This is a genomic window from Streptomyces sp. cf386 (assembly GCF_900103585.1).
GTDB lineage: Bacteria > Actinomycetota > Actinomycetes > Streptomycetales > Streptomycetaceae > Streptomyces.
The window spans coordinates 284164-307777 of the sequence record NZ_FNHV01000011.1; the positions used below are offsets into that span (position 1 = coordinate 284164).

Annotated in this window: 24 protein-coding genes; 9 read left to right on the forward strand and 15 right to left on the reverse strand. The window is 71.7% G+C overall.

Annotated features, from left to right (window positions below):
* The first annotated feature begins 137 nt into the window (after positions 1-137).
* Positions 138-551: a pyridoxamine 5'-phosphate oxidase family protein gene (locus BLU79_RS28190; RefSeq protein WP_093908724.1), complete on the forward strand. Its 414-nt coding sequence runs from the start codon at positions 138-140 to the stop codon at positions 549-551.
* A gap of 190 nt (positions 552-741) precedes the next feature.
* On the opposite strand, the gene BLU79_RS28195 is transcribed toward BLU79_RS28190, so the two are convergent.
* Complete coding sequence (locus BLU79_RS28195; RefSeq protein WP_093908725.1) at positions 742-1077, reverse strand: Rieske (2Fe-2S) protein; 336 nt, start codon at positions 1075-1077, stop codon at positions 742-744.
* Positions 1078-1383: 306 nt separating this feature from the next.
* Between BLU79_RS28195 and BLU79_RS28205 the strand changes: the two genes are divergently transcribed.
* Together BLU79_RS28205 and BLU79_RS28210 are read left to right on the forward strand one after the other, a co-directional pair.
* Positions 1384-2418 (forward strand): helix-turn-helix transcriptional regulator, encoded by a 1035-nt coding sequence (locus tag BLU79_RS28205; RefSeq protein WP_177001205.1) that lies wholly within the window; start codon positions 1384-1386, stop codon positions 2416-2418.
* On the forward strand, positions 2415-3440 hold the full coding sequence (locus BLU79_RS28210; RefSeq protein WP_093908728.1) for a helix-turn-helix transcriptional regulator: 1026 nt from the start codon (positions 2415-2417) through the stop codon (positions 3438-3440). The genes BLU79_RS28205 and BLU79_RS28210 overlap by 4 nt, the downstream gene beginning before the upstream one ends.
* Here the strand turns inward: BLU79_RS28210 and BLU79_RS28215 are convergent.
* A complete protein-coding gene (locus BLU79_RS28215; protein ID WP_093908729.1) occupies positions 3358-4446 on the reverse strand; it encodes a helix-turn-helix transcriptional regulator in 1089 nt (362 codons plus the stop codon). The genes BLU79_RS28210 and BLU79_RS28215 overlap by 83 nt on opposite strands.
* 440 nt (positions 4447-4886) lie before the next feature.
* Here BLU79_RS28215 and BLU79_RS28220 point away from each other — a divergent pair, with 440 nt between their 5' ends.
* The 3 genes from BLU79_RS28220 to BLU79_RS28230 are packed head-to-tail and all read left to right on the forward strand — an operon-like array spanning position 4887 to position 8235.
* Positions 4887-6428 (forward strand): circularly permuted type 2 ATP-grasp protein, encoded by a 1542-nt coding sequence (locus tag BLU79_RS28220; RefSeq protein WP_093908730.1) that lies wholly within the window; start codon positions 4887-4889, stop codon positions 6426-6428.
* Complete coding sequence (locus BLU79_RS28225) at positions 6425-7357, forward strand: alpha-E domain-containing protein (protein ID WP_093908731.1); 933 nt, start codon at positions 6425-6427, stop codon at positions 7355-7357. The genes BLU79_RS28220 and BLU79_RS28225 overlap by 4 nt, the downstream gene beginning before the upstream one ends.
* A 2-nt stretch (positions 7358-7359) precedes the next feature.
* Complete coding sequence (locus BLU79_RS28230; protein WP_093908732.1) at positions 7360-8235, forward strand: transglutaminase family protein; 876 nt, start codon at positions 7360-7362, stop codon at positions 8233-8235.
* 64 nt (positions 8236-8299) lie between these two features.
* Here BLU79_RS28230 and BLU79_RS28235 read toward each other — a convergent pair whose 3' ends face one another.
* From BLU79_RS28235 to lxmA, 11 genes are all read right to left on the reverse strand, one after another.
* On the reverse strand, positions 8300-9427 hold the full coding sequence (locus BLU79_RS28235; protein WP_177001206.1) for a sugar ABC transporter substrate-binding protein: 1128 nt from the start codon (positions 9425-9427) through the stop codon (positions 8300-8302).
* A 282-nt stretch (positions 9428-9709) separates the two neighbouring features.
* The gene (gene lxmJ / locus BLU79_RS28240; protein WP_093908801.1) at positions 9710-10762 is read right to left on the reverse strand and encodes a F420-dependent peptide dehydroalanine reductase LxmJ; all 1053 of its coding nucleotides are present in this window, start codon (positions 10760-10762) and stop codon (positions 9710-9712) included.
* A gap of 20 nt (positions 10763-10782) precedes the next feature.
* Complete coding sequence (locus BLU79_RS28245; RefSeq protein WP_093908733.1) at positions 10783-12033, reverse strand: M16 family metallopeptidase; 1251 nt, start codon at positions 12031-12033, stop codon at positions 10783-10785.
* On the reverse strand, positions 12030-12203 hold the full coding sequence (locus tag BLU79_RS48370) for a hypothetical protein (RefSeq protein WP_177001207.1): 174 nt from the start codon (positions 12201-12203) through the stop codon (positions 12030-12032). Before BLU79_RS48370 ends, BLU79_RS28245 begins: the two co-directional genes overlap by 4 nt.
* Positions 12200-13441 carry a M16 family metallopeptidase gene (locus tag BLU79_RS49780; RefSeq protein WP_177001208.1) on the reverse strand — a complete coding sequence of 414 codons (1242 nt, stop codon included), beginning with the start codon at positions 13439-13441 and terminating at the stop codon, positions 12200-12202. Before BLU79_RS49780 ends, BLU79_RS48370 begins: the two co-directional genes overlap by 4 nt.
* Complete coding sequence (locus BLU79_RS28255) at positions 13438-14241, reverse strand: class I SAM-dependent methyltransferase (RefSeq protein ID WP_093908735.1); 804 nt, start codon at positions 14239-14241, stop codon at positions 13438-13440. Before BLU79_RS28255 ends, BLU79_RS49780 begins: the two co-directional genes overlap by 4 nt.
* The gene (locus tag BLU79_RS28260; RefSeq protein WP_093908736.1) at positions 14238-15308 is read right to left on the reverse strand and encodes a T3SS effector HopA1 family protein; all 1071 of its coding nucleotides are present in this window, start codon (positions 15306-15308) and stop codon (positions 14238-14240) included. The genes BLU79_RS28255 and BLU79_RS28260 overlap by 4 nt, the downstream gene beginning before the upstream one ends.
* Positions 15305-16546: a class V lanthionine synthetase subunit LxmK gene (lxmK, locus tag BLU79_RS28265; protein WP_177001209.1), complete on the reverse strand. Its 1242-nt coding sequence runs from the start codon at positions 16544-16546 to the stop codon at positions 15305-15307. Before lxmK ends, BLU79_RS28260 begins: the two co-directional genes overlap by 4 nt.
* Positions 16543-17457: a hypothetical protein gene (locus tag BLU79_RS28270; RefSeq protein ID WP_093908737.1), complete on the reverse strand. Its 915-nt coding sequence runs from the start codon at positions 17455-17457 to the stop codon at positions 16543-16545. The genes lxmK and BLU79_RS28270 overlap by 4 nt, the downstream gene beginning before the upstream one ends.
* Positions 17454-18062 (reverse strand): peptide terminal cysteine decarboxylase LxmD, encoded by a 609-nt coding sequence (lxmD, locus tag BLU79_RS28275; RefSeq protein ID WP_093908738.1) that lies wholly within the window; start codon positions 18060-18062, stop codon positions 17454-17456. Before lxmD ends, BLU79_RS28270 begins: the two co-directional genes overlap by 4 nt.
* Before the next feature lie 100 nt (positions 18063-18162).
* On the reverse strand, positions 18163-18381 hold the full coding sequence (gene lxmA / locus BLU79_RS28280) for a lexapeptide family class V lantibiotic (protein WP_093908739.1): 219 nt from the start codon (positions 18379-18381) through the stop codon (positions 18163-18165).
* Positions 18382-18542: 161 nt separating this feature from the next.
* Between lxmA and BLU79_RS28285 the strand changes: the two genes are divergently transcribed.
* The gene (locus tag BLU79_RS28285; RefSeq protein ID WP_256333500.1) at positions 18543-20426 is read left to right on the forward strand and encodes an ABC transporter ATP-binding protein; all 1884 of its coding nucleotides are present in this window, start codon (positions 18543-18545) and stop codon (positions 20424-20426) included.
* 92 nt (positions 20427-20518) lie between these two features.
* A complete protein-coding gene (locus BLU79_RS28290) occupies positions 20519-21157 on the forward strand; it encodes a hypothetical protein (RefSeq protein WP_371131952.1) in 639 nt (212 codons plus the stop codon).
* 95 nt (positions 21158-21252) lie between these two features.
* Here the strand turns inward: BLU79_RS28290 and BLU79_RS28295 are convergent, their stop codons facing one another.
* Positions 21253-21516, reverse strand: a complete 264-nt coding sequence (locus BLU79_RS28295) for a helix-turn-helix domain-containing protein (protein WP_093908740.1) — start codon at positions 21514-21516, stop codon at positions 21253-21255.
* A 282-nt stretch (positions 21517-21798) separates the two neighbouring features.
* Between BLU79_RS28295 and BLU79_RS28300 the strand changes: the two genes are divergently transcribed.
* Positions 21799-22815 carry a helix-turn-helix transcriptional regulator gene (locus BLU79_RS28300; protein WP_093908741.1) on the forward strand — a complete coding sequence of 339 codons (1017 nt, stop codon included), beginning with the start codon at positions 21799-21801 and terminating at the stop codon, positions 22813-22815.
* 419 nt (positions 22816-23234) lie between these two features.
* On the opposite strand, the gene BLU79_RS48375 is transcribed toward BLU79_RS28300, so the two are convergent.
* Positions 23235-23378, reverse strand: a complete 144-nt coding sequence (locus BLU79_RS48375; protein WP_177001210.1) for a hypothetical protein — start codon at positions 23376-23378, stop codon at positions 23235-23237.
* Positions 23379-23614: the final 236 nt, after the last annotated feature.

Below are 23614 nucleotides of genomic sequence, written 5' to 3' on the forward strand. Positions count from 1 at the left end.
GCTTTCTCCTCCTGGCGTCAGCGTCTCCCAGTACTGACTGAGCACCGGCTCAGTGCTGACTGAATCAGCGTACACAAAGTTGAGTCTATTCCGCTCAAGGTAGTCGGGAGAGGCTTGGTACGGCTAGGTTCCGGGCCATGGCGACACACCCCCAGGATCCTGGCGCGCCGGACGCGCCGTACCTCACCTTCTGGCAGGAGAGGCACCTGTGCACCCTGACGACCCTGCGCCCGGACGGCACCCCGCACGTCGTGCCCGTCGGAGTGACATACGACCCCGAGGCGCGACTTGCTCGGGTGATCACGCGCAAGTCGAGCAGGAAGGTGCGCCATGTACTGGCCGCCGGCCCGGACGGGGCGCGCGTCGCGGTCTGCCAGATGGACGGCGGACGGTGGGCGACGCTGGAGGGGCGGGCGTTCGTGCGGACCGAGCCGGAGCGGGTCAGGGACGCGGAGCAGCGGTACGCGGTGCGGTACGGGCGGACGCCGACGCCGAATCCCGAGCGGGTGGTGATCGAGATCGAGCTGACTCGGGCGATGGGGCGCGGGTGACGGGGCGAGGGTGACGCGGCGACGGGGTGCCGGTGGCTGAATACCGGGCGCCCGGTTTCGGCCACCGCCGGAACGGGCGGATACCGGGAAATGTCCCCAGAAAACTGCAGCGGCGTCACCGTGTTCAGGTCACGGTGACGCCGCTGCGGGGGGAAGCACCTGAGCGATCTGTTACGACGGGGGAATCGCGTCAGGCACTGCGGGGGGTGGCTGAGATGGTCCTTGGGGCCGGGGCCTCGGGCTCCACCAGCCGGTGGTCGCGCTGATCCAGGTTGACGAAGATCATTCCGTATCGGACGGCACACCGCACAGGCTGCGGCGCCCCCCGAGGCCGCCGCAGACACCGGTAGGCCCGGACGTCCTCCTCGTCGTCCCGCGTGACGACGACCGGCTCACCGAAGACGGTCACCATCAGGGAGTCACCGGAGTGGGGGATCGCGGTGACCAAGTCGATGAAGTGCCAGCCGGAGCGGTAGGCGGTGGCCATTTCTCTGCGGAAGGAGCGGTCGTCTGGTGGGGTCGTCACGTCAGCTCCCGGCTCCCTCGGAGTCGGCCGCCACGGCCGGCCACACGCTGTCCGCCAGGACGTGGGTCCTCGGGCCCGCCGGCCACACACTGTCCCCTGCCCGGGCATCACCCTTCGCACCGGATAGGCCACTCAGAGTTGCGACGGCCACGACGGTGGAGAAGATGGCGACAAGCACCGAGCGAAGCATTTTGTTACGCATAGTCGGCTTCGTCCTCACTTGAAGGTCCCCTCTTCCCCCGTCGAGTAAGACGATGGCTCATTCAGGCACCTCATGGCCACACAATCGATGCATCATGTTCCTGCATGTTCAGGACCCTGGGGGGTGGAGATTTGGGAACTAATCGGACTAATACGACACATCCCCATGCGGCGACCGAGCTGTGTGAGGAAGGTGGCCGACTCTACGCAAACGCGATCCGTGCGGGACGTATCTCTCGGACGGACGCGGAACCGGCCCCGTGTCTGGAGGAGTTCTCCCTCCTCCACCCCGATCCCGACGACCCGAACTGGCTGCGCCCGGTGCCTCCGGCGGTCGCCCTCGCCCAGCGGCTCAACCCCATAGAGCACGAGATCACCGAGCGCAGGCGGCTGTCGATCGAACTGTCCGACGTTTTCGCGCCGTTCATGGCGCTCAGCACTCAGTCGGCGGCCAGCGACTCGATCACGGTGCTGGAGGGCAGCGCCCGGATCAACGGGGCGCTCAACCTGGCCACCGCCCAGTGCCAGACCGAGATGCTCACGGTCCAGCCGAGCGGCCACCGGCCCGAGCGAAGCCTGATCCAGGGGCTGGAGCGCGACCGGCCGCTGATCGAACGCGGGGTGCGGATCAGGACCCTCTATCCGCACACGGCCCGGTACAGCCCCGAGAGACTGGCCTACGTGGATCAGCTCTCCGACGGCAAGGTCGAGCACCGGACCATCGACGGAGTGGTGGAGCGGCTCATCGTCTGCGACGAGTCCGTGGCCTTCATCCCCACCCGGGACGACCAGAAGGCCGCCCTGGAGGTCCGCGACCGGGGGCTCATCCGCTATCTGATCAAGGTCTTCGAGTTCATGTGGGACCGGGCCGTCCCGCTGAGCGCGGGCGCCCCCTACGAGACCGCCCCCGACGGCATCACAGAAATCCAGCACTCCATCGCCAAGCTCCTTGTCGAGGGGCACGTCGACGAGGCCATAGCGCGCCGACTGGGCATGAACGTCCGCACCTGCCGGGCCCACATAGCCAAGCTGGCCACCGCCCTGGGCAGCGGCAGCCGTGCCCAACTCGGCTACCTCATAGCCCAGTCGGGGATCCTGGAGCAGGACCACTCGACGCCGGCGGGAGGCAGTCACACGTGACCGAGGGGCACACGCACGGTGCGGAGGACCTGTGTGCAGCGGGCAGGAAGCTGTACGAACAGGCCCTGCGTGAGGGCCGGGTATCCGCCGCGCACCTCGAACCCGCGCCCTGCCTCGTCGACCTCGGCCTGCTGCACACCGTCCTCGACGACCTCGGCTGGCTGGAGCCGGTCGCGCCCGCCGTCGCCCTGCACCGGATGCTGCGCGCCTCCGGGGACCGTATCGCCGACGAGCGACGACGTGAGGAACGGCTGAGCGAGGCGTTCGCACCGCTGATGCAGATCGACGCCGGGCGCCCCACGACCGCGGACACCTCGGCGACCAAGATGCTCAGCGGCGGCGTCCAGATCAACCGGGCCATTTCACGGGTCATGGCCGAAGCGGACCAAGAGGTGCTCTCCGTGCAGCCCAGCACCCACAAGAGCGAGGTCCATGAGGCGGCTCACGCCATCTCGCTGGACCGTGATCAGGCCCTGCTCGACCGTGGCGGCCGCATCCGCACCCTCTACCAGCACACCCAGCGCCATGTGCCGTATGTGATCGCGCGCTACGAACAGCTCCAGGGCGACGTCGAGGCCCGTACCCTCGACGAGGTCACCGACCGCCTCATCGTCATCGACAGGTCCGTCGCCTTCATCCCGGTCAGCAACACCCCCTCGGTCGCACTGGAAGTCCGCCACCCAGCCCTGATCGCCTTCTTCGTGACCACCTTCGACCGCCTCTGGCGCCTGGCCACCCCCATGTACCCCGAGGCCATCCGGCAACCCACGCTCAACGGCATCACCCCCCGCCAGCGTGCCATCGCGAGCCTCCTGGTCGAGGGCCACACCGACGCCGTCATCGCCGACCGCCTCGGTATGAACATCCGCACCGCCCGCGTCCACATCGCCAAGCTCGCGGCGACCCTGGGCAGCGAGAGCCGGGCCCAACTCGGCTATCTCATCGGCCAGTCGGGGATTCTTGACCAGGGACCCCGGGAATCCCCGACGCTCCAGGCACCCCCGGTACCCCGGCCACGCTGATCACCGCCGCCTCGGACGACGACGCCCGCGGACGGTCCAGCCCCACCTGTGCGATCCGTACCCCGAGCTGCGTCCGGTTCGCCGCCCCCAGCGTCTCCGACAACCGCGCGATGTGCGCCCGGCAGGTCCGCACGCTTATCCCCAGCCGTTCCGCGATCACCGCGTCCTGGTGGCCCTCGGCGAGCAGCGCGGCGATGGACTGTTCTCGGTGGGAGATGCCCTCGATGCCGGTGTCGGGAAGGGGCGCCGTCAGCGGGATCGCCAGCCGCCACAGGCGCTCGAACACGGTCAGCAGGTAGTTCACCAGCGCCGGGTGCCGCAGCTCCAACGCCATCGTGCGGTCGGTGTTCGCCGGGATGAAGGCGACCGTGCGGTCGAAGAGGATCAGCCGGTCGATGACCTCGTCCAGTGTGCGGGCCTCGACCGAATCGCCCATCAGCTCAAGGTAGTTGAGCAGGCCCTGGCCGTGCCGGGCCACATGCGTGTACAGGTCGCGCATCCGCACGCCCCGCCCGCGCAGCGCCAGTGCCCGGTGCAGGCCCTCCGTCAGCTCGTGCTCGGGACGGATGCCGCCGGGCTGCACGGTCAGCACCTCCGTCGTGCACGCCTCCGTCGCCGCGTCCAGGGCCGCCTGGATGCGGGAGGGGCCGTCCAGCACACGGATCGCCGTGCCCTCCGCGCCGGATGCCTGCGGCGGCTGGGGGCCGAGTCCGGCGTACCACTCGAACGCCGCCACCGCCGAGCCCACCCGACGCTGGCTCGCGCTGACCTCGTCGTACACCCCGCGCAGCAGCCGCGTCATGACCTCCTGCGGGGACGTCGGGACCAGCCAGTCCATGTCGTCGGGGTCGGGGTGCAGCAGCGCCAACTCCAGCAGGCAGGGCACCTGCTCGGCGTCCGGGCGCGGCACACGGCCGCGCCGTACGGCCCGGGAATACACGCGATCCCCGGCCTCGCACAGTCGGTCGGCACCGTGTGGATGCTCCTCCGTCCCGTGCCCGGCCATCGCCCATCCACCCCCGGTTCTTGCCTCTCTCGCCGGCTCGCCGCCTCCGGTGCGCGGTGCCGGCACCCCTGCCGGGGCGCCTCGACAGGGCGTGGCCCTGGTCGAGGGGCCCACCGTGCACAGCCCCTCGGGCGTACGGTTCGCTCGCGCTTCCGCAGCGCAACTATGCGCGGACCGGCCGTGCTCCGCAACACGGCTCCCGCCGGGTCGGGCGCCGTAAACCACCGGTACGCCCCGCTATTTCCGGGCCTCCGCCGGTCGAGTTGCAACAAGCTGATGGTCTCATCCCAGCCTTTGCCGTGTGCGCAGCAAAGCCGCCCCCGGTTCACCCCGGGCGGTGAACCCGACCGCCCCGGCGACCCGGACGCCGGCCTTCCGCGTGCACCTCCCGGAAATCAGTCAGAGATCACCGTGTTACAGACCGCACTTAACGTCAGGCCATGGCGGACATATTTGACGCGTACGCGTTGGCCGACGCGTGGGACGAGATGTTTGAGCGGCCGGGTGAGGTCAGGACCGCCTATGAGCCGGTGCTGGCTGCACTTCAGCCGATCGAGCCCGGTGAACTCCGGTTCCGGGCCGACCAGATGGCCCGGGCGTTCACCGACCGGGGCGTGACGTACGCCTTCGCGGGCGAGGAGCGGCCCTGGCCGCTGGACCTCGTGCCTCGCATCCTCGACGCCCTCGAATGGGATCTCATACAACGCGGGGTGAGCCAACGGGTCAGGGCCCTGGAGGCCTACCTCGCCGACGCCTACGGGCACGCCCGTGCCTTCGAGGACGGCGTCGTGCCCTGGCGGCTGCTGCTCAACTCCCCGCACTTCCACAGAGCGGCCCACGGGATCGAACCACCGGGCGGGGTCCGGATCCATGTCGCCGGCATCGACCTCGTGCGGGACGAGGCCGGGGACTTCCGGGTGCTGGAGGACAACGTCCGTGTGCCCAGTGGCGTTTCGTACGTCATCGAGAACCGGCGTGCCATGACCCGGATCTTCCCCTCCCTCTTCGCCGAGCAGCACGTCCTGCCCGTCGACGGGTACACGCAGAAGCTGCTCGCCGCCCTGCGCGCGGCCGCCCCCGACGGCGTCGAGGACCCGCGTGTGGTCGTCCTGACCCCCGGGCCCAACAACGCCGCCTACTTCGAGCACGCCCTGCTGGCCCGGCTGATGGGTGTGCAGCTCGTCGAGGGACACGACCTCGTCTGCCGCGGCAACCGGGTCTGGATGCGGACGACGCGCGGCGAGGTGCCCGTCCACGTCGTATACCGGCGCCTGGACGACGACTTCCTCGACCCCCTCCACTTCCGCCCCGACTCGGTGATCGGCTGCCCGGGCATCATGGGCGCGGCCATGGCGGGCAACGTCACACTCGCGAACGCCGTGGGCAACGGCATCGCCGACGACAAGCTCCTCTACACCTACGTCCCGGACCTCATCCGGTACTACCTCGGCGAGGAACCGATCCTCCCCAACGTCGAGTCCTACCGGCCTGACGAGCCAGGCCAGTTGGAGGCCGTCCTCGACCAGATCGAGCAGCTCGTCGTCAAGCCCGTCGACGGCGCCGGCGGGCAGGGCATCGTCATCGGCCCCAAGGCCGACCGGGACACCATCGAACGCACTCGCAAAGCCGTCATCGCCGATCCGCGCGGCTTCATCGCCCAGCGGCCGGTCGCCCTGTCCACCTCCCCCACCCTCGCGGGCGAGCGGATGGCACCGCGCCACATCGACCTGCGGCCCTTCGCCGTCAACGACGGCAACGATGTCTGGGTGCTGCCCGGCGGCCTCACCCGGGTCGCTCTCCAGGAGGGCAACCTCATCGTCAACTCCAGTCAGGGCGGCGGCTCCAAGGACACCTGGGTGCTCGCGGAGGGCCCGGCGGAGCGACCGGCGGCGCCGGCAGCCGTACTGCCCGACGTCGCCCCACGTCAGCTCGGACCCGACGGCACCCCCACCGTCGTACAGGAAGGGGCGCAGCAGCAGTGAACGACGTGATCCTCTCCCGCATCGCCGAGGCGCTGACCTGGACCGGAAGGTATGTCGAGCGCGCCGACGCCACGGGCCGCATCCTCGACGCCTACCTCCACCGCATGCTGGAGGACCCCTGGCGCGACGAGGACGTGGCCTGCCGGTCGCTGTACGCGATCCTCGGTATGGACGCGGGTGGTGAGCCCGTGGACATGCAGCAGGTGCTCGACCAGCTGGCCTTCGACGCCCGCTCCACCGGCTCCATCGAGGGCGCGTTGGGCGCCGCCCGGCTGAACGCGCGCAGTGCCCGCGAGGCCGTCTCGTCGGAGATGTGGGAGTGCCTGAACTCGACGTGGCACGCGCTCGCCGACCAGCGACTGGCGGCCCGGCGGACGGGGCCGTACGCCTATCTGGAGCTGGTGCGCAGACGCGCGGCGCTGTTCTTCGGTCTTGCCGACTCGACCATGAGCCGGGACGACAGCTGGCGTTTCGTCGTGCTGGGCCGCAGCCTTGAGCGGGTGGACATGACCGTACGGCTGCTGTCGGTGCGGGTGCTGGACGCCGCCCACGCACCCGACTGGCCGACCCTGCTGAGCGCGTCCGGCGCGGACGAGGCGTACGCGCGCGTGTACGGCGGTTTCGGCGACACCCCGCGGGTGGCGGAGTTCCTGCTGCTGGACCGCGAGTTCCCGCGCTCGGCGCTGCACGCCCTGACCACGGCCGAGGAGTGCCTCACCGCGCTGGGCCGGCCCCGCCAGGACCCCGCGCGCCGCCCGATCGGCCGGATGCGCACCCGCCTCGAATACCTGGACACGCACGCCCTGGAAGACCAACTGCCCGTTTTGTTGCGGGACTTGCAGCAGGCCTGCATGGCCTCGATGGACGCCGTGGCCGACCGGTTCTTCCCGTACCAGGGGCCCGTCGAGTGGGCCCAGGAAGGAGCGTGACCATGACCACGGCTCCCCTGACCGCGGACCCCACCGCGTCGCGCCGCCTCCGCATCAAGCACGTCACGCGCGTGCCCTACGCCCAGCCCGCCGCGTCCTCGCACAACGAGGTCCGCATGACCCCGCTGACGCTGCCCAGCCAGACCACCCTGGACGCCCGGGTCACCATCAGCCCGGCGGCGACCACCTGGGCGTACTGGGACTACTGGGGCACCCAGGTCACCGGCTTCGACCTGATGGACCCGCACGCCGACCTCACCATCACCGCCTCCAGCCTGGTCGAGACCCATCCGCCGGGCCCGCTCCCCGAGGCGCCCGGGTGGGCGGAGGTGGCCGAACGGACGGCGAGCTCCCGCCTGTTGGAGTTCGCGAACACGACCGGGCGTACGACGGTCCCGGCCGGGCTGATCGAGAAGGCGCGGGAGGCGGCGGCCGGCCTCGATCCGCACGGGACGGCGGTCGCCGTGTCGTCGCTGGTCGCGGACCGGGTGTCGTATCTGCCCGGCGCGACGGGAGTGAACACGTCCGCCGCGGAGGCCTGGGAGCAGGGCGCGGGCGTCTGCCAGGACATCGCCCACGTCACCATCGCCCTGCTGCGCGGGCTGGGGCTGCCGACGAGGTACGTCTCCGGCTATCTGCACCCCGAGCGAGAGGCGGAACTGCACCGTCCGGTGGCAGGGCAGAGCCACGCCTGGATCGAGTACTGGGCGGGCGACTGGTGCGGCTACGACCCCACGAACCGGACACGGGCCGACGAGTCCCATGTGGTGGTGGGCCGGGGGCGTGACTACGACGACGTCACTCCGCACAAGGGGATCTACCGGGGTGTGCCCGGCGGGCCGCCGGAGGTGACGGTGGAGTTCACGCGGGTGGTGTGAACGGGCAGAAGCAGGGGCCCGCCGGAAGACCGACGGGCCCCGCTTCAGGGCGTGTCCGCGAGCCCTACTTGCTGAGCCCGATCGCCGTGCAGCCCGCCTTGTACTCGGCCGTGCAGATCTCGGACAGCTCGTAGATCCCGTCGGCGAGGACGGTCTTCTTGATGTTGTCCTTGGTCAGCGCGACCACGGGTACCAGCAGGGACGGGATGTCCTTGTCGGTGGGGCTGTCGACCCGGTCCTGGGTGAGGGAGTCGAACTGGATGTCCTTGCCCTGGACCTTGGCCACGGCCATCTGTGCGGCGCTCTCGGCCTCCTGCGGGTACGACTTGTACACGCTCATGAACTGCTCGCCGCTCACGATCCGCTGGACGGCGTCGAGTTCGGCGTCCTGCCCGGTGATCGGCGGCAGTTCGGTCACGCCCGCGGCCTCCAGGGCCTTGATGACGCCGGCGGCCATGCCGTCGTTGGCGGAGTAGACGCCCTTGATGTTGTTCGCGCCGATCGCCTTGATCGCCTCGGCCATGTTGGCCTGGGCGTTCTCCGGCTTCCAGTCCTTGGTGTCGTACGTCTTGGCGACGTCCACCGTGCCGTTGAGCTCGGAGAGGGCGCCCGCCTTGAACTGCTTGGCGTTCGGGTCGGTGGGCGAGCCGTTCATCATGACGATCTTGTCGGAGGAGTCGACCTCCCCCATCGCCTCCAGCAGGGTGCGCGCCTGGACCTCGCCGACCAGTTCGTTGTCGAAGGAGACGTACGCGTCGATCGGTCCCTCGGCCAGGCGGTCGTAGGCGATGACCGGGATCCCGGCGTCCTTGGCCTTCTGCACTCCGCCGGCGATGGCGTGCGAGTCGACGGCGTCCAGCAGGATCACGTCGACCTGGTCGTCGATCATCTGCTGGAGCTGCTCGGTCTGCTTGGACGCGTCCGCGTCCGCGTTCTTGTAGACGACCCGGCCCTGCTTGTCGGTGAGCTCCAGGACCTTGTTCCTGATGATGGGGAAGTCGAACTTGTCGTAGCGCGTGTTCGCCGTCTCCGGCAGCAGCAGCCCCACGGTGACGTCGTTCCCCTTGGTCGGGCTCGCCTCGCTGCTGTCCCCGGTGACGCCCAGAGCCCCGCACGCGGCCAGCGAGAGGGTCATCGTGGATGCGGCGGCCACGGCGGTGGCGGTACGACGCAGGGGGCGCAAGGGACGCATAGAGGAGCTCACTTCTGGTGCCTTCGGGACACGGACGCGCCATTGCGCCCAGGTGTCTGAAAAGCCAACGCGTCGTCGCCCCCCAGCGTCAAGCCGAACTACTTAACGAGTGCGCAACGCCACGCTCCGCTGAGCATGTGAAGACATGACGGATTGCCTCCAAACACCCATTACACCCTCTCCACCGAACCTCGATCGCAGAGTCGACCAAGATCCGTACAAGCGCTCCATTCCGCGCGAGTCGCGGCCAGGGCACTCTCGCGACGACTGTCCGGCTCTCGTTCAAAGGACCGAACGAACCAAGCCAGACGACGTACGGTCCGTCGAACGGCAGGCGGCGATGATCTCCTCCAGGTCCGCCACCGCCGCGTGGACGCCCTCGGTGAGCAGGACGGCGGTGGGGTTGAGGAGGATCTCGTCGACGCCGGCGGCGCGATAGGCGGCCAGGGTCGCGGCGATCTCGTCCGGGGTGCCGGTGACGACCACGTCGGCGCGCAGGAGTTCCGCCGCCGGGTCGGGGCCGTCGACGTCCAGGCCGGCGCGACGCAGCATGTCCGCGTAGTGCGGGGCGCGCAGATGGGTGCCCGCGGCCGCCTCCGCCATGCGGCGCGGGTCGCGGCCCGGGCGGCGGACGGCGACGTGGACGGCCGTGGCGATACGGGGGCGGGTAGCGCGGCCCGCCTCGGCGGCGCCGGCCGCCAGTCGCGGTGCGAGGGTGTCGCGAAGGTAGTCCGGCGGGGTCATCCAGGTGATCGCCACGTCCGCGGTGGCGCCCGCGGTACGGGCCATGCCGGGGCGGAGCACCCCGGCGCCCACTTCCACCGGCGCGTGCGGCCCGACCGGCGGGAGCGCCGCGTGCAGCCGGTGGTACGGGCCGTCGTGCGCCACGCTCTCGCCGTTCAGCAGGGCCCGTACGGAGGTGACGTACTCCCCGACCGCCGTGCGCGGGCTGCGATACGGCTCCGGAGTGAGCCCGTGCGCGAACTCGGGGGTGCCGATGCCGTACCCGGCCACCACCGGCCGCCCGGTGAGCAGGGCCAGGGAACGGGCCTGGAGTGCCGCCTCGTACGGGTGCCGCAGGGGGAGGAGGGTGACCGCCGTGCCCACGGGGACGGTGTGGCCCAGTCCCGCCAGGTACGCCAGCACCTGGTGCGGTTCCGACCGGAAGGACTGGCAGAGCCAGAGGCGGCGCGCGTCGGTGCGGGCGACCAACTCGGCGAAGGGGGCGACGAGTTCGGGGTGGTCGGGCTGGAGGGGGTAGAGGACGGCGGGGACGGAGGGGACTGCGGGGACGGGGGTGGGGGCGGGCTCGGGTGCGAGGTCGGATGGGGTCATGGGTGCGGTCATGGGTGCGGTCACGGGCGGGTTCCTGTGGGTGTGCGGTCGAGGGTGGCCACGAGGGTGCGGGCCGGGTCGAGGAAGCGGGCGGCGGCTTCGGCGATGTGCCGGTCCGTCACGTCGGCGATGGCGTCCGGGTAGCGCGTCAGCCAGTCCAGGTCCATCCCGCTCGCCGCGAACCCCGCCAGGGCACTCGCCTCCTCCGCCCGGGTGGCGAGGGCGAACCGGGTGAACCCGGCCGCGTACCGGCGTACCCGGTGCGCCTCCTCCGGGGTGGGACCGGCCTGGGCCAACTCACCCATGGCGGCAGCGACTTCCTCGGCGAGCCGGTCCCCCGTGCCGACGGCACCGACGCAGTCGACCTCCAGCCAGCAGCCCGCGCCGTTCTGCCTGATCCGGGCGTCCACCGCGTACGCGAGCCCGTGCCGCTCACGCAGCCGCCGGGTCAGCCGGGAGGTGGCGTGGCCGCCGAGCACGGTCTGGGCGAGGTGCAGCGCGGTGTGGCCGGGGTCAGGGACGGGAACGGCCGGGCCCGCGGTGAGCAGGAGCGCCTGGTCGGCGGACGGGTCGTGCAGGGCGAGGCGCCCGGGGGTGGGCTCGGGGCGGGGGAACGGCGGCAGCGTGAGCCCGGAGGGGCCGCCGGTCCACTCGGCCAACTCCTCCCGTACGGCGGCCAGGACGCGGTCCGGGTCCTGGCCGCCGAGGATGAGCAGTACGGCACCGTCCGGGACGACGGCCCGGCGGTGGAAGGCGAGCAGGTCGACGTCTTCTGCCGTGCCGGTGGGGTGGCCGTCGTCCACCAAGGGGTGCGGGCCGCCGAAGGCATGGCGGAGCTGGGCGCGGCGCAGACGGGTGCGGGGGCCGGGGATCGCCCGCGGTGCGGGTCCGCTTCGTGACGGCGGCCCGGCCGGGTGGTCGTACGCCGGCCGCAGCAGCAGATCGGCGAGCAGCTCCAGGGCGCCCGCCAGCCCCTCCGCCAGCACGCTCACCGACAGCACCAGCTGCTCGGCGGTCACCACCGTGCTGAACTCGGCACCGAGACCGGCCGCCCGGTCGGCGACGGCCCGGCGGTCACGGGTGACGCCAGCGGTGCCGAGCCCGGCCGCGAGCAGCTCCTGCACGGCGGCGAGGGCGGGTTCGGTACGGGCGTACGGCAGGACGAGGCGGATCTCGGCGAGGGGCGCGTCCGGGACGGTCACGACGACCGTGTCCAGGCCGTTCGGCAGGACGGTGCGCAGGGTGGGACCGGGGGCGGGTGACGCGGTCATAGGGCGGCTCCCTTCCATGCGGCGACTTCCTCCGGAACGGGGACGGACCTGGGCGCGGCGGGCAGGTCACGAGCGGCGGCGGACACATCGGCGGCGGTGACGGCGGCCAGGCGGGCCGGGGCGGCGTCGGAGCCCGCACCACCCGCCCAGGCGAAGAAACACGCGGTCATACGGCTCCTCCCTCCAAGACATGCACGGACCTGGACGCGCCCAACAGGTCCCGAGCGGCGGCCGACACATCGGCGGCGGTGACGGCGGCCAGGCGGGCCGGGATGGTGTCGGGGGTCGTGTCGCCCGCCGGGGTGAAGAGGAGGGTCGCGCGGCCGTGGGTGACCGCGCGGGTGGCGAGTGAGTCGGACTGGCGGTAGCAGGCCGCCCGCAACACGGCCACCGCGCGCCTGAGTTCGGGCTCGTCCGGCGGGGTGGCGGCCATGTCGGCGAGCGTGTCCAGCCACGGGTCGAGGGCGTCCTCGGGACCGGCGCCCGGCGCCCGGCCGAGCAGCACGAGGGCGAGGTCGGGCGCGGCCGAGGCGAGCCACTGGCCCTGGTAGCCGGCGTGCACGCTCGCTCCGTCCCATGCGCCGGTACGGGCGATCAGTCGGGGAATCCGGCGGCGCAGCACCTCGCAGAGCACGATCTGGGCGAGGTACGGACCGAGGCCCCGTCGGTTCGGGTCGGCCAGGGCGTGGCCGATCGCGACGCCGTTGCGGGCGTAAGGGAGGGAGGAGGTGGCGCCGGGCGGGTGGCGGCGGGAGGCTTCCCGCTGGGCGGGTGCCTCGGCGGCGGAAGCGATCTCCGGGGCAGGCGTCGTCCACGCGCCGAACTCTCGCTCCACCAGCTCCCCCACCCGCCCCGCGTCCACGTCCCCGACCACGGACAGCACGACCCGCTCGGGCCGGTAGTGGCGGTGGAAGAAGGTCTCCGCCTCCGCCACCGTGGCGTCCCGCAGTTCCGCCGTCGTGCCGTAGGCGTCCCGGGCACCGGGGTGGAGCGCGGCGAGGACGGTGTCCCACAGGCGGTTCCCGGCGTCGGCGGCGCGGATCTCCTCGCCGATGACGGCCGCCTCGGAGCGTACGGTCGCGGTGGACGGCCCGAAGCGGAGCAGCCGTCGGGCCTCCAGGGCGAGGACGTCGGGCAGCGCGTCGGCGGGGACGACGGTGTGGAAGACCGTGTGGTCGCGGTGGGTCTCGGCGTTGCACATGCCGCCCGCCTCCTGGACGAGGGCCACGAATCCGTCGGCATCGTCGTCGCGCGGGAACATCAGGTGCTCCACGAGGTGCGCCATCCCGTGCCGCCCCGCCGGGTCGTCGTCGCCGCCCGCGCGCACGGTCAGCGCCACGGCCACGAGCCCGCGTCCGGGCAGCTCCTCGGTGATCAGCCGCACCCCCGTCTCCGGCCGCAGGCTCACGGCAGCGGCCGGTACACGGACACGCACATCTTGCGGCTGTCGCCCCCGTCGAAGGGCTGCTCACGCCAGCCGGAGTAGCGGGCGGACAGCTCCAGGCGGGCGATCCCGGCGAGCAGGTCCAGCTCGCTCGGCCACAGGTAACGCATCACCGTGGTCGCCGACTTGGGCGGCTCACCGTCGAGGAAGAGGGTGTTGTGCACCATCATGTTCTGCGAGGCGGGCAGCACCCCGATGGACTCGATCATGGCTCCGCGCCCGGCGACGGGATAGGTGCTGATCTCGTTCTTCTTCTGGACGTGGTAGTCGCTGGGGTCGAACGTCTCGATCACGACGCATCCGTCCGGCGCGGTGTGCCGGGCCACGGCATGTATGAGGGCGATCTGCTCGTCCGGGGTGACCGCGCAGCACAGCGAGTTGAAGGGCGCGAGGACGACGTCGAAGGTACGGCCCAGGTCGAGCGCGGCGAAGTCGGCGTGCACGGGGGTGATCCGACCCTCGGGGTCCTTCTCGGCGAGCCGGGCGAGCATGCCCTCGGAGGAGTCGACGCCGTGTACCCGGAAACCCTTGTCGGCCAGCGGCAGCGCGACCCGGCCGGTGCCGACGCCGAGTTCGAGGACGCATCCGCCGGGTGCGGTGAGCGTGAGGAGGAAGTCGGCGATGTCCTCCAGGTCCGGGGTGGAGGGGTAGATCTCGTCGTACACCTCGGCGATCGCGTCGCTGTAGGCGGTGGTCAGGGCGGTGCCGAGCCCGCCGGCCTCGGGGAGCGCGGAGGCTTCGGTGGTCGTGGTGCTGGTGGTCATCGTCCGTCTCCCGAGCGGGTGTCGAGGTTGTTCTGGGGATGCAGCGGGTCGATTCCCGCCTCGCGGAAGGCCCGTACGACGTACTCCTCACGCGTACCGCCCTCGGAGCCGTTGGCCAGGGCGTGCGCGATCAGCCCGGAGGCGAGGGCGAAGGCGCGGTGCTGGCCGAAGCTCATGCCGCTCTGGCCGGGGCGCGGATCCTCGGGATCCCAGGCGGCGGCGACACCGGGAACCGGCTCCTCGGTGAAGACCGAGGTGTCGGCGCCGGTCAGGGTGGCCGCGTGCGGAGCCACGGCGTCCGCGACCGCGCGCTCGCCGGGCCGGTGGTCGCCGTGCAGATAGACGACCACGGAATCGCGGCGCGGGAAGTCCTGCGGATCGGAGAGCACCTTCGCGTGATACCGGGCTCCGACGGCCTCCAGCGCGTCGAGTGCCAGGCCCCACAGCACGACCGCCGCGTCCGCGTCCCGCGCGTGCAGGAAGAGACGGCGTACGGGTCCGGCGGGCCGGGGCAGCGGGCGCGACCCCATGACGTAGAAGAACCCGGGGGACAGCGCGGGCCGTGCGGCGTCCAGCGCGAGTTCGACGTACTCGCCCGGCGCGGGCGGCGTGGCCGGGCTCAGCAGCCGGTCGGCCGGCACGCGCGCGGTGACCTCCGGAAGACGTACGACGAGCTGGTCGCCGTCCGGCCGCCGCAGCACCTCGACGAGGCGGCCCCGGGTGGGCGTGCTGCGATGCGGCACGGCAGCCGCGAGCCGACGCTCCAGCTCGGGGTCGCGCAGGGTGCGCCGGGGCGGCGGACCGTCCGGGAGGGCACCGCCCTGATGGCGGCCCGCGTGGAGCTCCTCGTACAGCGCGTTGGTGAGCCGGCCCCGCAGATCGCGCGGGCTGTCGGCGGTCACCGTACGCCCGGCGACGGCGGCCTCACGGGCACCCGGCACGACGCTGACGTCGGTGAGCGCGGCGGCCAGCCGTGGGGCGAGACCCCGGTGCCGGGCGACGGGGGAAGCGGCAGGCACCGGGGGGTCCAGGGGGGTGACGGGAGTGAGGGGGGCGGCGAGGGTCATCGGGGGCTGCTCCCGTTCGAGAGGGGGTGGTCCGGGAGGGGAGGGCCCGGGAGGACGGGGGCCGAGACGACAGTTCCCGGCAAGGTCAGGCCCAGCGTGCGCGCCGCAGTCGCCGGGTCGAGCAGAACCGTCCGGCCGATGCCGGCCGCGGCCCGTGCGACCGGGTTGAGCGTGGCGTGCGACTCGGCCGTGGCGATGAGGCGGTCGTACATGTGCCACCCGGCGTACGCGGCGGCCCGCTCGGGCAGCCCGGCGTCGGGTGTACGGCTCTCCAGGTAGCCCTGCCAGAAGGCGCCGATCCTGGGCAGATGGCGGCGCAGGCTCGCCGAGCCGCGCGTGACGATCTCCTCGTGCGTCAGCCCGAACCCGGCGGCGGGCTCCGGCTGCCCGGTGCCCTCGCCCGTCGGCGCGAACACGGAGTACGCGGCGTGGAAGAGCCACTCCCCGGCGAACGCGCCCACGTCCCGCGCGGGATCGGCGAGCCGGAACTCCTCCCAGTCGCACAGGTAGAGGTCCCCGGTGCCTTCCTCCGCCCGGATGAACTGGTCGAAGCGCAGATCGCAGTGCGTGGGCGCGTGCGGCACGGTCTTCTCCAGGTCCCGCAACCGGTGCAGGGCCGCGACCACCTCGGTGTCGTCCTGGACCAGCTGCCAGGCGGCGATCTGCGCCATGCTCCGCTCCTGGACGGCACTCCACGGCAGCGCCTTCAACCAGGCGAGCGGCGGCAGCGGAGCCTCACCGGTGTCCACGTCCTCGGCGGGGCCCAGCCCGTGCAGAGCGCCCACCGCACGGCCTGCCTCGCGGCACAGCTCGTCGTCGAACTCCCCGTCCAGCGCCAGCTCGGCGCCCGAGCGGGCCCCCGGCACCAGGCGGTGCACCGTCACCCCGGCCGCACGGTCCGCGCCGATCAGCGCGGGCGAGCGCAGGGGCGAGGCCGACGGCGGCCGACGGGCCGCCAACTCCTCGAAGCTCAGGGCGCGTTCGAGTTCGGGGCAGCCGCCGTCCGGCAGCAGGGCGACCGTCTTGACGAAGACCTGCTCGCCGGTGGTGGTCGGCCCCGCCCAGTTGTCGTTGCGCCCGCCGAACGCGGTGACCGCCTCCGCGTCGAGAGGGCCCAGCCCGATCCGCTCCAGCAGTGCGTTCACGGCGGGCACGGTCGCCAGCTCGGTGGGCCGGTAGCGCTGCCGCGTACGCGGCTGTTCGGTCGTGGTGGTGGACACGGTGGTCAGGGTGGTCATGGTGTGGCTCCCCCGGGGACCGCGCGGCGGCCCTCCTCGTCGATCAGGTCAGCGATGAAGGCGGTGTAGTCGGTGAGTTCGTCGCTCCAGTCGCAGTACGCGGCGAAGTCCCGCATGTGCGCGACGATCCGCAGCACGGCGGCCCGGGCCGCCCACTCCCGGTCCGCGCCCGCCCCGTACGCGTCGAGCAGCACGCCCGGCAGATCCGGCCCCGGGTCGTCCCCGAACACCGGGACGGCCCAGGCGAGTTCGGCCAGGTCGCCCAGCAGCCAGCCCAGGTCCAGCTCGGGCCGGCCGGCCCCCAGGTCCTCCCCGGTGAGCAGCGCCACCGGACCCCGGTGCAGGGGCGGGATCAGCGCGCCGAGGGAGGCGAAGCCGTGGACGAGGGCCGGGCCCGGGTCGCCGGGGGCCGTCAGCTCGGCGTACCAGGCACGGAGCAGGTCGAGACGCGCGGGCCCCCAGACACGTACCGCGTGCTCACGCAGGCGTCGTACGGCAGGAGGGGCCGCGTCGCAGCCGTCGACGAACGACCGCAGTCGTACGAGCGCGGGCGGAACGTCCGCCGTGGGCGCGGGAGTCGTGTGCAGCTCCCGCAGCGCCGCACCCGTCGCGGCCAGCGTGTGCGCGACCAGCCGCCGTGCCTGCGGCCGTGGATCACGCAGCCAGGCGGCGGCCGAGTACGGCCCGTCGGCGAGGTACGCGAGCCCGTGGCCCGAGGGGCGGGGGACGACCAGTCGAGCGCCAAAGGTGTGGTGGGGAACGTACGACACGAAGGGCACCGCCGGCGGGTCCGACCGCCGCGCTCCCGGCCCCTGCCACCACTCGTAACGCCCGTCGGCCGTGGGCGTGACGCGGGTGACCTGGAGCCCGGTGCCGAACTCCGCGACCGGCTGTGCGGTGGCCGCCGTCACTCCTCCTCCCCCCGCCGCGCCCTCGCGTACGCGCCCACGCACAGCCCCATCAACTCCGAGAGCGGGGCCGCGCCACCGTCCTCCCGTTCGCCGGTGCTCGCGCTGACCGCGGGCACGGTCGGTGCGACGACGACGCCGGGGCGGGCCCGCAGCGTGTCCAGGTGGCCCCGCAGTACAGGGCTCAGCTGGGCGCCGGGCGGCAGCGAGGGGGCCACGCCGACCAGGGCGGTCGTGGACTGGAGGGCACAGAGCAGCGGGGTGTCGGTGAGACCGAGCGCGTACCGGCTCAGGAAGTGCATCGTCGCCGGGTGGACGAGGACGAGATCGGGCCAGCCGGCCAGTTCCACATGGGGGGCGGTGCCGGGATCCGCCTCGTTCCAGTCGTCGGTGAAGACTTCCCTTCCACTGAGCACGGATATCGCCTCCGCCGAAACGAATCGACGGGCGGCGCGGGTCAGCACGACCCTTTTCTCCATCTCCGGAAAGGTGTTGTTCAGCCAGTTGGTCCAGAAGGGAAGAAATGCCACGCTGAGCGCTCCGGTGCCCACAAGGAGCACTCGCCGGAATCCGGGATCCGCGACACCGGTGGGGTCCGGGATCTCCATGACCGTCCTCCTGGGGTATGTGGTTCGGTTTGCCCGGGGAGGGGCCGGCGGCCTGGCCGGCACCGGCCCCTCCCCGCGGGTCACTGCTCGGGGTGTCCCGTCAGCACTTGTTCTCGATGGTCTTGGCGGTCAGCGAACCGATGGCCGCGGCGCACTGCTGCGAGGAGCGGGCCGTGATGATGGTCGCGCGGATCGCCCACGGGATGGTCGGGCTGAACGCGGGCGCGGCGTCCTTGCCGTCGTACAGGCCCAGCTCCTCGGCGGAGGTGTAGGCGGTGTAGCCCTCGAACAGGTCCTTCTCGTTCTGCGTCGACTGCATGAGTCTCTCCCTTGGTGTCGCGAGCCCTTGGAAGCTCGCGGAATGAATTCAGAGGCGTATTACGGCCGTTCGCCTTTCGGCTGCGGCCCGCCGCTGCTGTCCGCTGTGGACATGAGAAATATGGCTCAGCCGAAAAGCCGCCCGCTATTGTCAGTTACGGCATGACCGCAGTCGGCATAACCGGAATCGGCATGACCGAGAACGGCATGACCGAGAACGGCACTGCCGCAACCGCCAATACCGCCGCCCCCGCCCGCCCGCGTAAAAAGATCAGGGTGAACACACCTGAATCCGCAACCACCCAGGCCCCGCGGCCCGCGCCCCGGCCGCCGCTTCGGGCCCTCCTCGCCCACGCGCGCCCGCACCGGCGCGTCCTCCTGCTGGTCCTGGTGCTGACCCTCGCGGGCAGCGCGGCCGGGCTTGCCCAGCCGATGGTCGTGGAATCGGCGCTCACGGCGCTCATGACCGGCCAGGGCCTGCGCGACGAGATCCTGCTGATGCTGGCCCTGCTGGCGGGTTCGATCGTCCTCACCTGGGCCCAGGCCCTGCTCAGCGAGCGCACGGCGGAGAAGGTCGTCCTGCAGGTGCGCAAGGGCCTGATCCACCGTCTGATCCGGCTGCGTACCGGCGAGTTGGACAAGACCGAGCCCGGCGGCCTGACGACCCGGGTGACCTCGGACAGCACGCTCGTGCAGCACGCGGCGACCAGCGGGGTCATCCAGCTGCTCGACGGAGGCATCCATCTGCTGGCCACCATCGTCTTGATGGGCATGACCAGTCTGCCGCTGCTCGGCATCACCTCCGGCGTCCTGCTGGTGGTCGGTGTCGCCATGGGCGTGGTGATGCCGCGGATCCGGCAGGTCACCACGGTCGCGCAGACGTCGGTCGGCGAGATCGGCGCCGCCCTCGACCGCTCGCTCGGCGCCGCCCGCACCGTGAAGGCCAACGGCGGCGAGGCGACGGAGACCGCGCGGGCCGTGGCCGCCGCCGAGGACGCCTACCGGGCGGGCCTGGCCGGCGCCCGCTACCACGCCACGATCGCGGTGCTCTCCTCCCTGGTCGTCCAGGCCTCGTTCCTGGCGGTGATCGGCTTCGGCGGCGCCCTGGTCGCGACCGGCACCCTGGACCTGGCCGCGCTGATCGCCTTCCTGCTCTACCTGTTCAACCTCGGCGGCCCGGTGCTCGCCCTGGTCGGCGGCACGACCTCCCTCCAGCAGGGCCTCGGCGCGCTCACCCGGATCGAGGAGGTGCGGCACATGGAGACCGAGACGGACGTGGACGAGACCCCGGCCCGCCCCGTCGGCCCGCCGCCCCGCGTCACGCTGGAGAACGCCACCTTCGCCTACCCGGGCCGCACCGGCACCCTCGACGACGTCAGCCTCACCGCTCCGGCGGGCGGCGTCACCGCGCTCGTCGGCCCGTCCGGCAGCGGCAAGACGACCGTCTTCTCACTCCTCCAGCGCTTCTACGACCTGGACTCCGGCCGCATCCTGCTCGACGACACCGACATCGCCACCCTCAGCCGCGCCGAGGTGCGCCGCCGGATCGCGTACGTCGAGCAGGACACCCCCATGCTGGCGGGCACCCTCCGCGAGAACCTGCTGTACGCCGCCCCCGACGCCGGCGAGGCGGAGGTCGACCGGGTCCTGCGGGACACCCTGCTCGACTCGCTCGTCGCCCGCCTCCCCGAGGGCCTCGACACCCACGTCGGCACCCGCGGTCTCGCCCTGTCCGGCGGCGAACGCCAGCGCCTGGCCATCGCCCGCGCCCTGCTGCGCCGCCCGCAGGTGCTGCTGCTCGACGAGGCGACGGCCCACCTCGACGGACTGAGCGAGACCGCGCTGCGGCAGACCGTGGAGCGCGCCGCCGAGCACTGCACCGTCGTCCTGATCGCCCACCGGCTCTCCACGGTGACCTCCGCCGACCACATGGTGCTGCTGGCGGGCGGCCGCGTGCGCGACCATGGTCGGCACGGGGAACTGCTGGGCAGGGACGGGCTGTACCGAGACCTCGCCGCCACCCAGCTGACGGCAACGGGAGCGTGAGAGCACCCCACGACGTCCGTACGCGACCCCGTACGGCGTCCGACACGCACCACTGACCACCCGTCAGAAGCAACACAGCGAAGGAAGACCAGATGCCGAAGAACCCGGCACCCGCACCCGCACCCGCGACCACGGACCGGTCGGACGACCACGACGAGTACGACGACAAGTACGAGTTCGAGGACGAGTACGAGGACGACGACGAGTACGAGAAGAACCCCGTCGTCGAGACCCTCGTCGAGGACGACCGGTTCGGCGCGATAACGGTCCGGCTCGACACCGAGCTGGGCGAGGTCACCGTCGAGGGCGAGTCGGTGCCGCGGATCGAACTGTTCCGTGCGGAAGGGACCGAGGCCGAGGACCACATCCCGGTCGGCACCCGGAAAGGGAGCCTGCTCACACTGACCGTGGACGGCGAGGAGGCCGTCCTCGACCCCGCCAAGGGACGGCTGAGCCGTCGCTCGTACCGCGTCGACGTCCGTCACGCGGACCACGCCTGGCGTCTGGTGCCGGACTCCATCCCGGGCAGCCGTCTGCTGCGGGACGAGCAGCACATCGGCGACTTCTCCTCGGACGGCGACGGAAGCGTGATCGCCGAGTGGCGCGAGGACGCCGAGCCGGAGCCCCTGGACGCGGCCCTCGGCTACGCGCTCGCCGTGGCCTTCGGTACGGGCGCCCAGCCCTGGTGGATGATCGCGATCGAGATGGTCGGCGACATGACCCCGGGCTGACCGCAGCCCCGCCGGGACAAGGCGGAACGACAGGGAAGGGCCCCTCCGGCGCCGTACCGGAGGGGCCCTTCCCTGTCACCACACCGCCACCGCCACTACGCGGCGGCGCGGCCATCCGTGTCGTGCCCCCTGATGTCGTCCGCGTAGAGGTGCGAGACGATCGCCGCCTCGAACCGTGACTTGAGGTCGAGCTTGCGCACGATGCTGGCGGTGTGGGCCCGTACCGTGCGCTCCGCGATGCCCAGCCGGCGGGCGAGCCACCGGTTCTGCTCCCCCGTGGCGAGCAGGAGCAGGACCTCGCGCTCGCGGTCGGTCAGCGCGGCGAAGTCGAGCGCGTCCTCCCGTACGACAACAGTCATGTGTTTCCCCCAGATCGTGTGCGGTCGTGTCGCGGTCCGTCGGCTCGTGGCCGGCGTTTCCGTCGGTTCTTGGCCGACGGATTCCAGCCTGCCAAGGGTCGGGGCGCGGAGCGGGACCCGTACACAGCAACTTGCTGCACGCGGTCGACACCATCCTGCCGACCGCACTCCGCACGTCGCGCCGCCCAAGCTCTTGACCAGCGCATTACCCTGTGTCCGAATCAATTCGGTGGATTCCACATCGCCACGGCCTGACCAGCCGTAAGAAGCGCAGGGGGAAGGATGAACAATGCGGGCACCATGGACCTGCTGGGGCTCTCCGCACTGGAGGAACGCGTCTACCGGCACTTCCTGAGACATCCGGGTACGCCGACGGAGGACATCCATCTGCTCCTCCACGCACGACGGGGCGACGTCCGCGCCGCGCTGGAGCGACTGACGGAGCTGGGCCTGCTCCGCCGCGCGGACGACGAGAACGAGGACGCTCCGGAAGGCGGCCTGACGGCGGCGGACCCGGAGATCGCGGTCGGGCTGCTCACCGACCGAAGACTGAGCGAGCTGCACCATGAGCTGCAGCAGGTGACCAGGGGGCGCAACCTGGTCGCGGAACTCCGTGCGGAGCAGAGCGCGCACCTGCCGACAGGCGGTGGTGTGGAGCGGATGACGAACCTCACGCAGATCCGCAACCGCATCGACGACCTCGCGTTCTTCGCCCGCGAGGAGATCATCTCCGTCGAGCCCTACCAGGCGCTCACCCCGGAGAACATCGAGCACGCGCGCCCGCTCGACAGCCGCTGTCTGCGCCGGGGCGTCCGTATCCGCAACGTCGTACTGAAGGAAGCCCTGGACGACCCACCGACCGCGGCCTACCTGCACGAACTGTCCGCCCAGGGCGCCAGCATCAGAACCGCCCCCGACATCGCCGAACGCATCCTCGTCTACGACCGCCACACCGCCCTGGTCCCGGCGAACCCCGCGGACACCTCACGCGGCGCCCTGGTGGCCCAGGAACCGGGCCTGGTGGCCAGCGTCCTGTCCCTCTTCGAAAGAATCTGGGACCAGGCCACGGACCTGTCCCACCTACGCGACACCCCGCCCTCGGCATCCATCCCCCTCTCCCCCATGGAGCTGGAGGTCCTCAAATCCATGTGCCGAGTGACAAAGGACGAGATCGGCGCCCGCGAACTGGGCATCTCCCTACGCACCTACCGCCGCCACGTAGCCGACATCCTCCGCACCCTGAACGCCAGCAACCGCCCCCACGCAGCGCTGCTGGCCCGCGAACGGGGTTGGATCTGACAACTTCCCGGCCTGTGTCTTTCAGCCCGTCCGGCGTTTGAGGACGAGGCCCCTTCAGGGCCCCAGCGGGGTCGAAGGGGCGGAGCCCCTGGAGGATGGGACGGGTAGGGGCGGCGGGGGCGAGAACTCCCGTCAGCCGCCCCCTTCCGCCCCCTCCGCACGCCACGCACGCAGCGCCGGATCCTCAAGAACACCGGCCAACCACGCCCGCACCGCAGCACCCGCAGTCCCCGACGACCCCGACGGGGGCCGGATCCGCAGATGGATCCGGCCCCCGTCCTCGTCGAGTCGCCAGTCGTGCCCCCAACCCTCGGGCAACGTACCGATCACCCTGATCACTGCGGTCGCCGCAGGCGCATCACCGGCTGTCCTACGGACCAGCACCACGTCCTGGAACTCCACAGCCTCATCCACTCCGTTCACTGCCACCCGTTGACGGCCACCTGGACCGAGGGCCCGCCCCCGACCTCCATCGTCACCGCCGCACTCACGGGCAACGCGACCATCAGAGCCAGCGCGAGCACCGGAAGCCCTCTTCTCATGACGGCCTTGGTCGTCGTCATCCCCGTGTTCCCCGCAATCCCCGTGTTCCCCCTGTTTTCCATGTCCACGACTCTGCCAGCGCACACGAACCGCTTCCAGAGCGATCACTGTCAGGATCCTGCACGCCAAGAACCACTTCCTGTCAGACCCTTGGCCCCACACCCCTGACCCCAGGCCTCACCCCTAGCCCCTCCGTACAACCAATTCCGGACCCCGCGAGTCCTGTTCGGCGACGGTTGATCATCACCGTCGCCGA

What these genes read in the sequence shown, in the direction of transcription:
- BLU79_RS28190 (WP_093908724.1), top strand. Translation starts at nt 138, where the DNA reads ATGGCGACACACCCCCAGGATCCTGGCGCGCCGGACGCGCCGTACCTC.
- BLU79_RS28205 (WP_177001205.1), top strand. Translation starts at nt 1,384, where the DNA reads ATGTTCAGGACCCTGGGGGGTGGAGATTTGGGAACTAATCGGACTAAT.
- BLU79_RS28215 (WP_093908729.1), bottom strand. Translation starts at nt 4,446, where the DNA reads ATGGCCGGGCACGGGACGGAGGAGCATCCACACGGTGCCGACCGACTG.
- BLU79_RS28220 (WP_093908730.1), top strand. Translation starts at nt 4,887, where the DNA reads ATGGCGGACATATTTGACGCGTACGCGTTGGCCGACGCGTGGGACGAG.
- BLU79_RS28230 (WP_093908732.1), top strand. Translation starts at nt 7,360, where the DNA reads ATGACCACGGCTCCCCTGACCGCGGACCCCACCGCGTCGCGCCGCCTC.
- BLU79_RS28235 (WP_177001206.1), bottom strand. Translation starts at nt 9,427, where the DNA reads ATGCGTCCCTTGCGCCCCCTGCGTCGTACCGCCACCGCCGTGGCCGCC.
- lxmJ (WP_093908801.1), bottom strand. Translation starts at nt 10,762, where the DNA reads ATGACCCCATCCGACCTCGCACCCGAGCCCGCCCCCACCCCCGTCCCC.
- BLU79_RS28245 (WP_093908733.1), bottom strand. Translation starts at nt 12,033, where the DNA reads ATGACCGCGTCACCCGCCCCCGGTCCCACCCTGCGCACCGTCCTGCCG.
- BLU79_RS48370 (WP_177001207.1), bottom strand. Translation starts at nt 12,203, where the DNA reads ATGACCGCGTGTTTCTTCGCCTGGGCGGGTGGTGCGGGCTCCGACGCC.
- BLU79_RS28255 (WP_093908735.1), bottom strand. Translation starts at nt 14,241, where the DNA reads ATGACCACCAGCACCACGACCACCGAAGCCTCCGCGCTCCCCGAGGCC.
- BLU79_RS28260 (WP_093908736.1), bottom strand. Translation starts at nt 15,308, where the DNA reads ATGACCCTCGCCGCCCCCCTCACTCCCGTCACCCCCCTGGACCCCCCG.
- lxmK (WP_177001209.1), bottom strand. Translation starts at nt 16,546, where the DNA reads ATGACCACCCTGACCACCGTGTCCACCACCACGACCGAACAGCCGCGT.
- lxmD (WP_093908738.1), bottom strand. Translation starts at nt 18,062, where the DNA reads ATGGAGATCCCGGACCCCACCGGTGTCGCGGATCCCGGATTCCGGCGA.
- lxmA (WP_093908739.1), bottom strand. Translation starts at nt 18,381, where the DNA reads ATGCAGTCGACGCAGAACGAGAAGGACCTGTTCGAGGGCTACACCGCC.
- BLU79_RS28285 (WP_256333500.1), top strand. Translation starts at nt 18,543, where the DNA reads ATGACCGCAGTCGGCATAACCGGAATCGGCATGACCGAGAACGGCATG.
- BLU79_RS28290 (WP_371131952.1), top strand. Translation starts at nt 20,519, where the DNA reads ATGCCGAAGAACCCGGCACCCGCACCCGCACCCGCGACCACGGACCGG.
- BLU79_RS28295 (WP_093908740.1), bottom strand. Translation starts at nt 21,516, where the DNA reads ATGACTGTTGTCGTACGGGAGGACGCGCTCGACTTCGCCGCGCTGACC.
- BLU79_RS28300 (WP_093908741.1), top strand. Translation starts at nt 21,799, where the DNA reads ATGAACAATGCGGGCACCATGGACCTGCTGGGGCTCTCCGCACTGGAG.
- BLU79_RS48375 (WP_177001210.1), bottom strand. Translation starts at nt 23,378, where the DNA reads ATGACGACGACCAAGGCCGTCATGAGAAGAGGGCTTCCGGTGCTCGCG.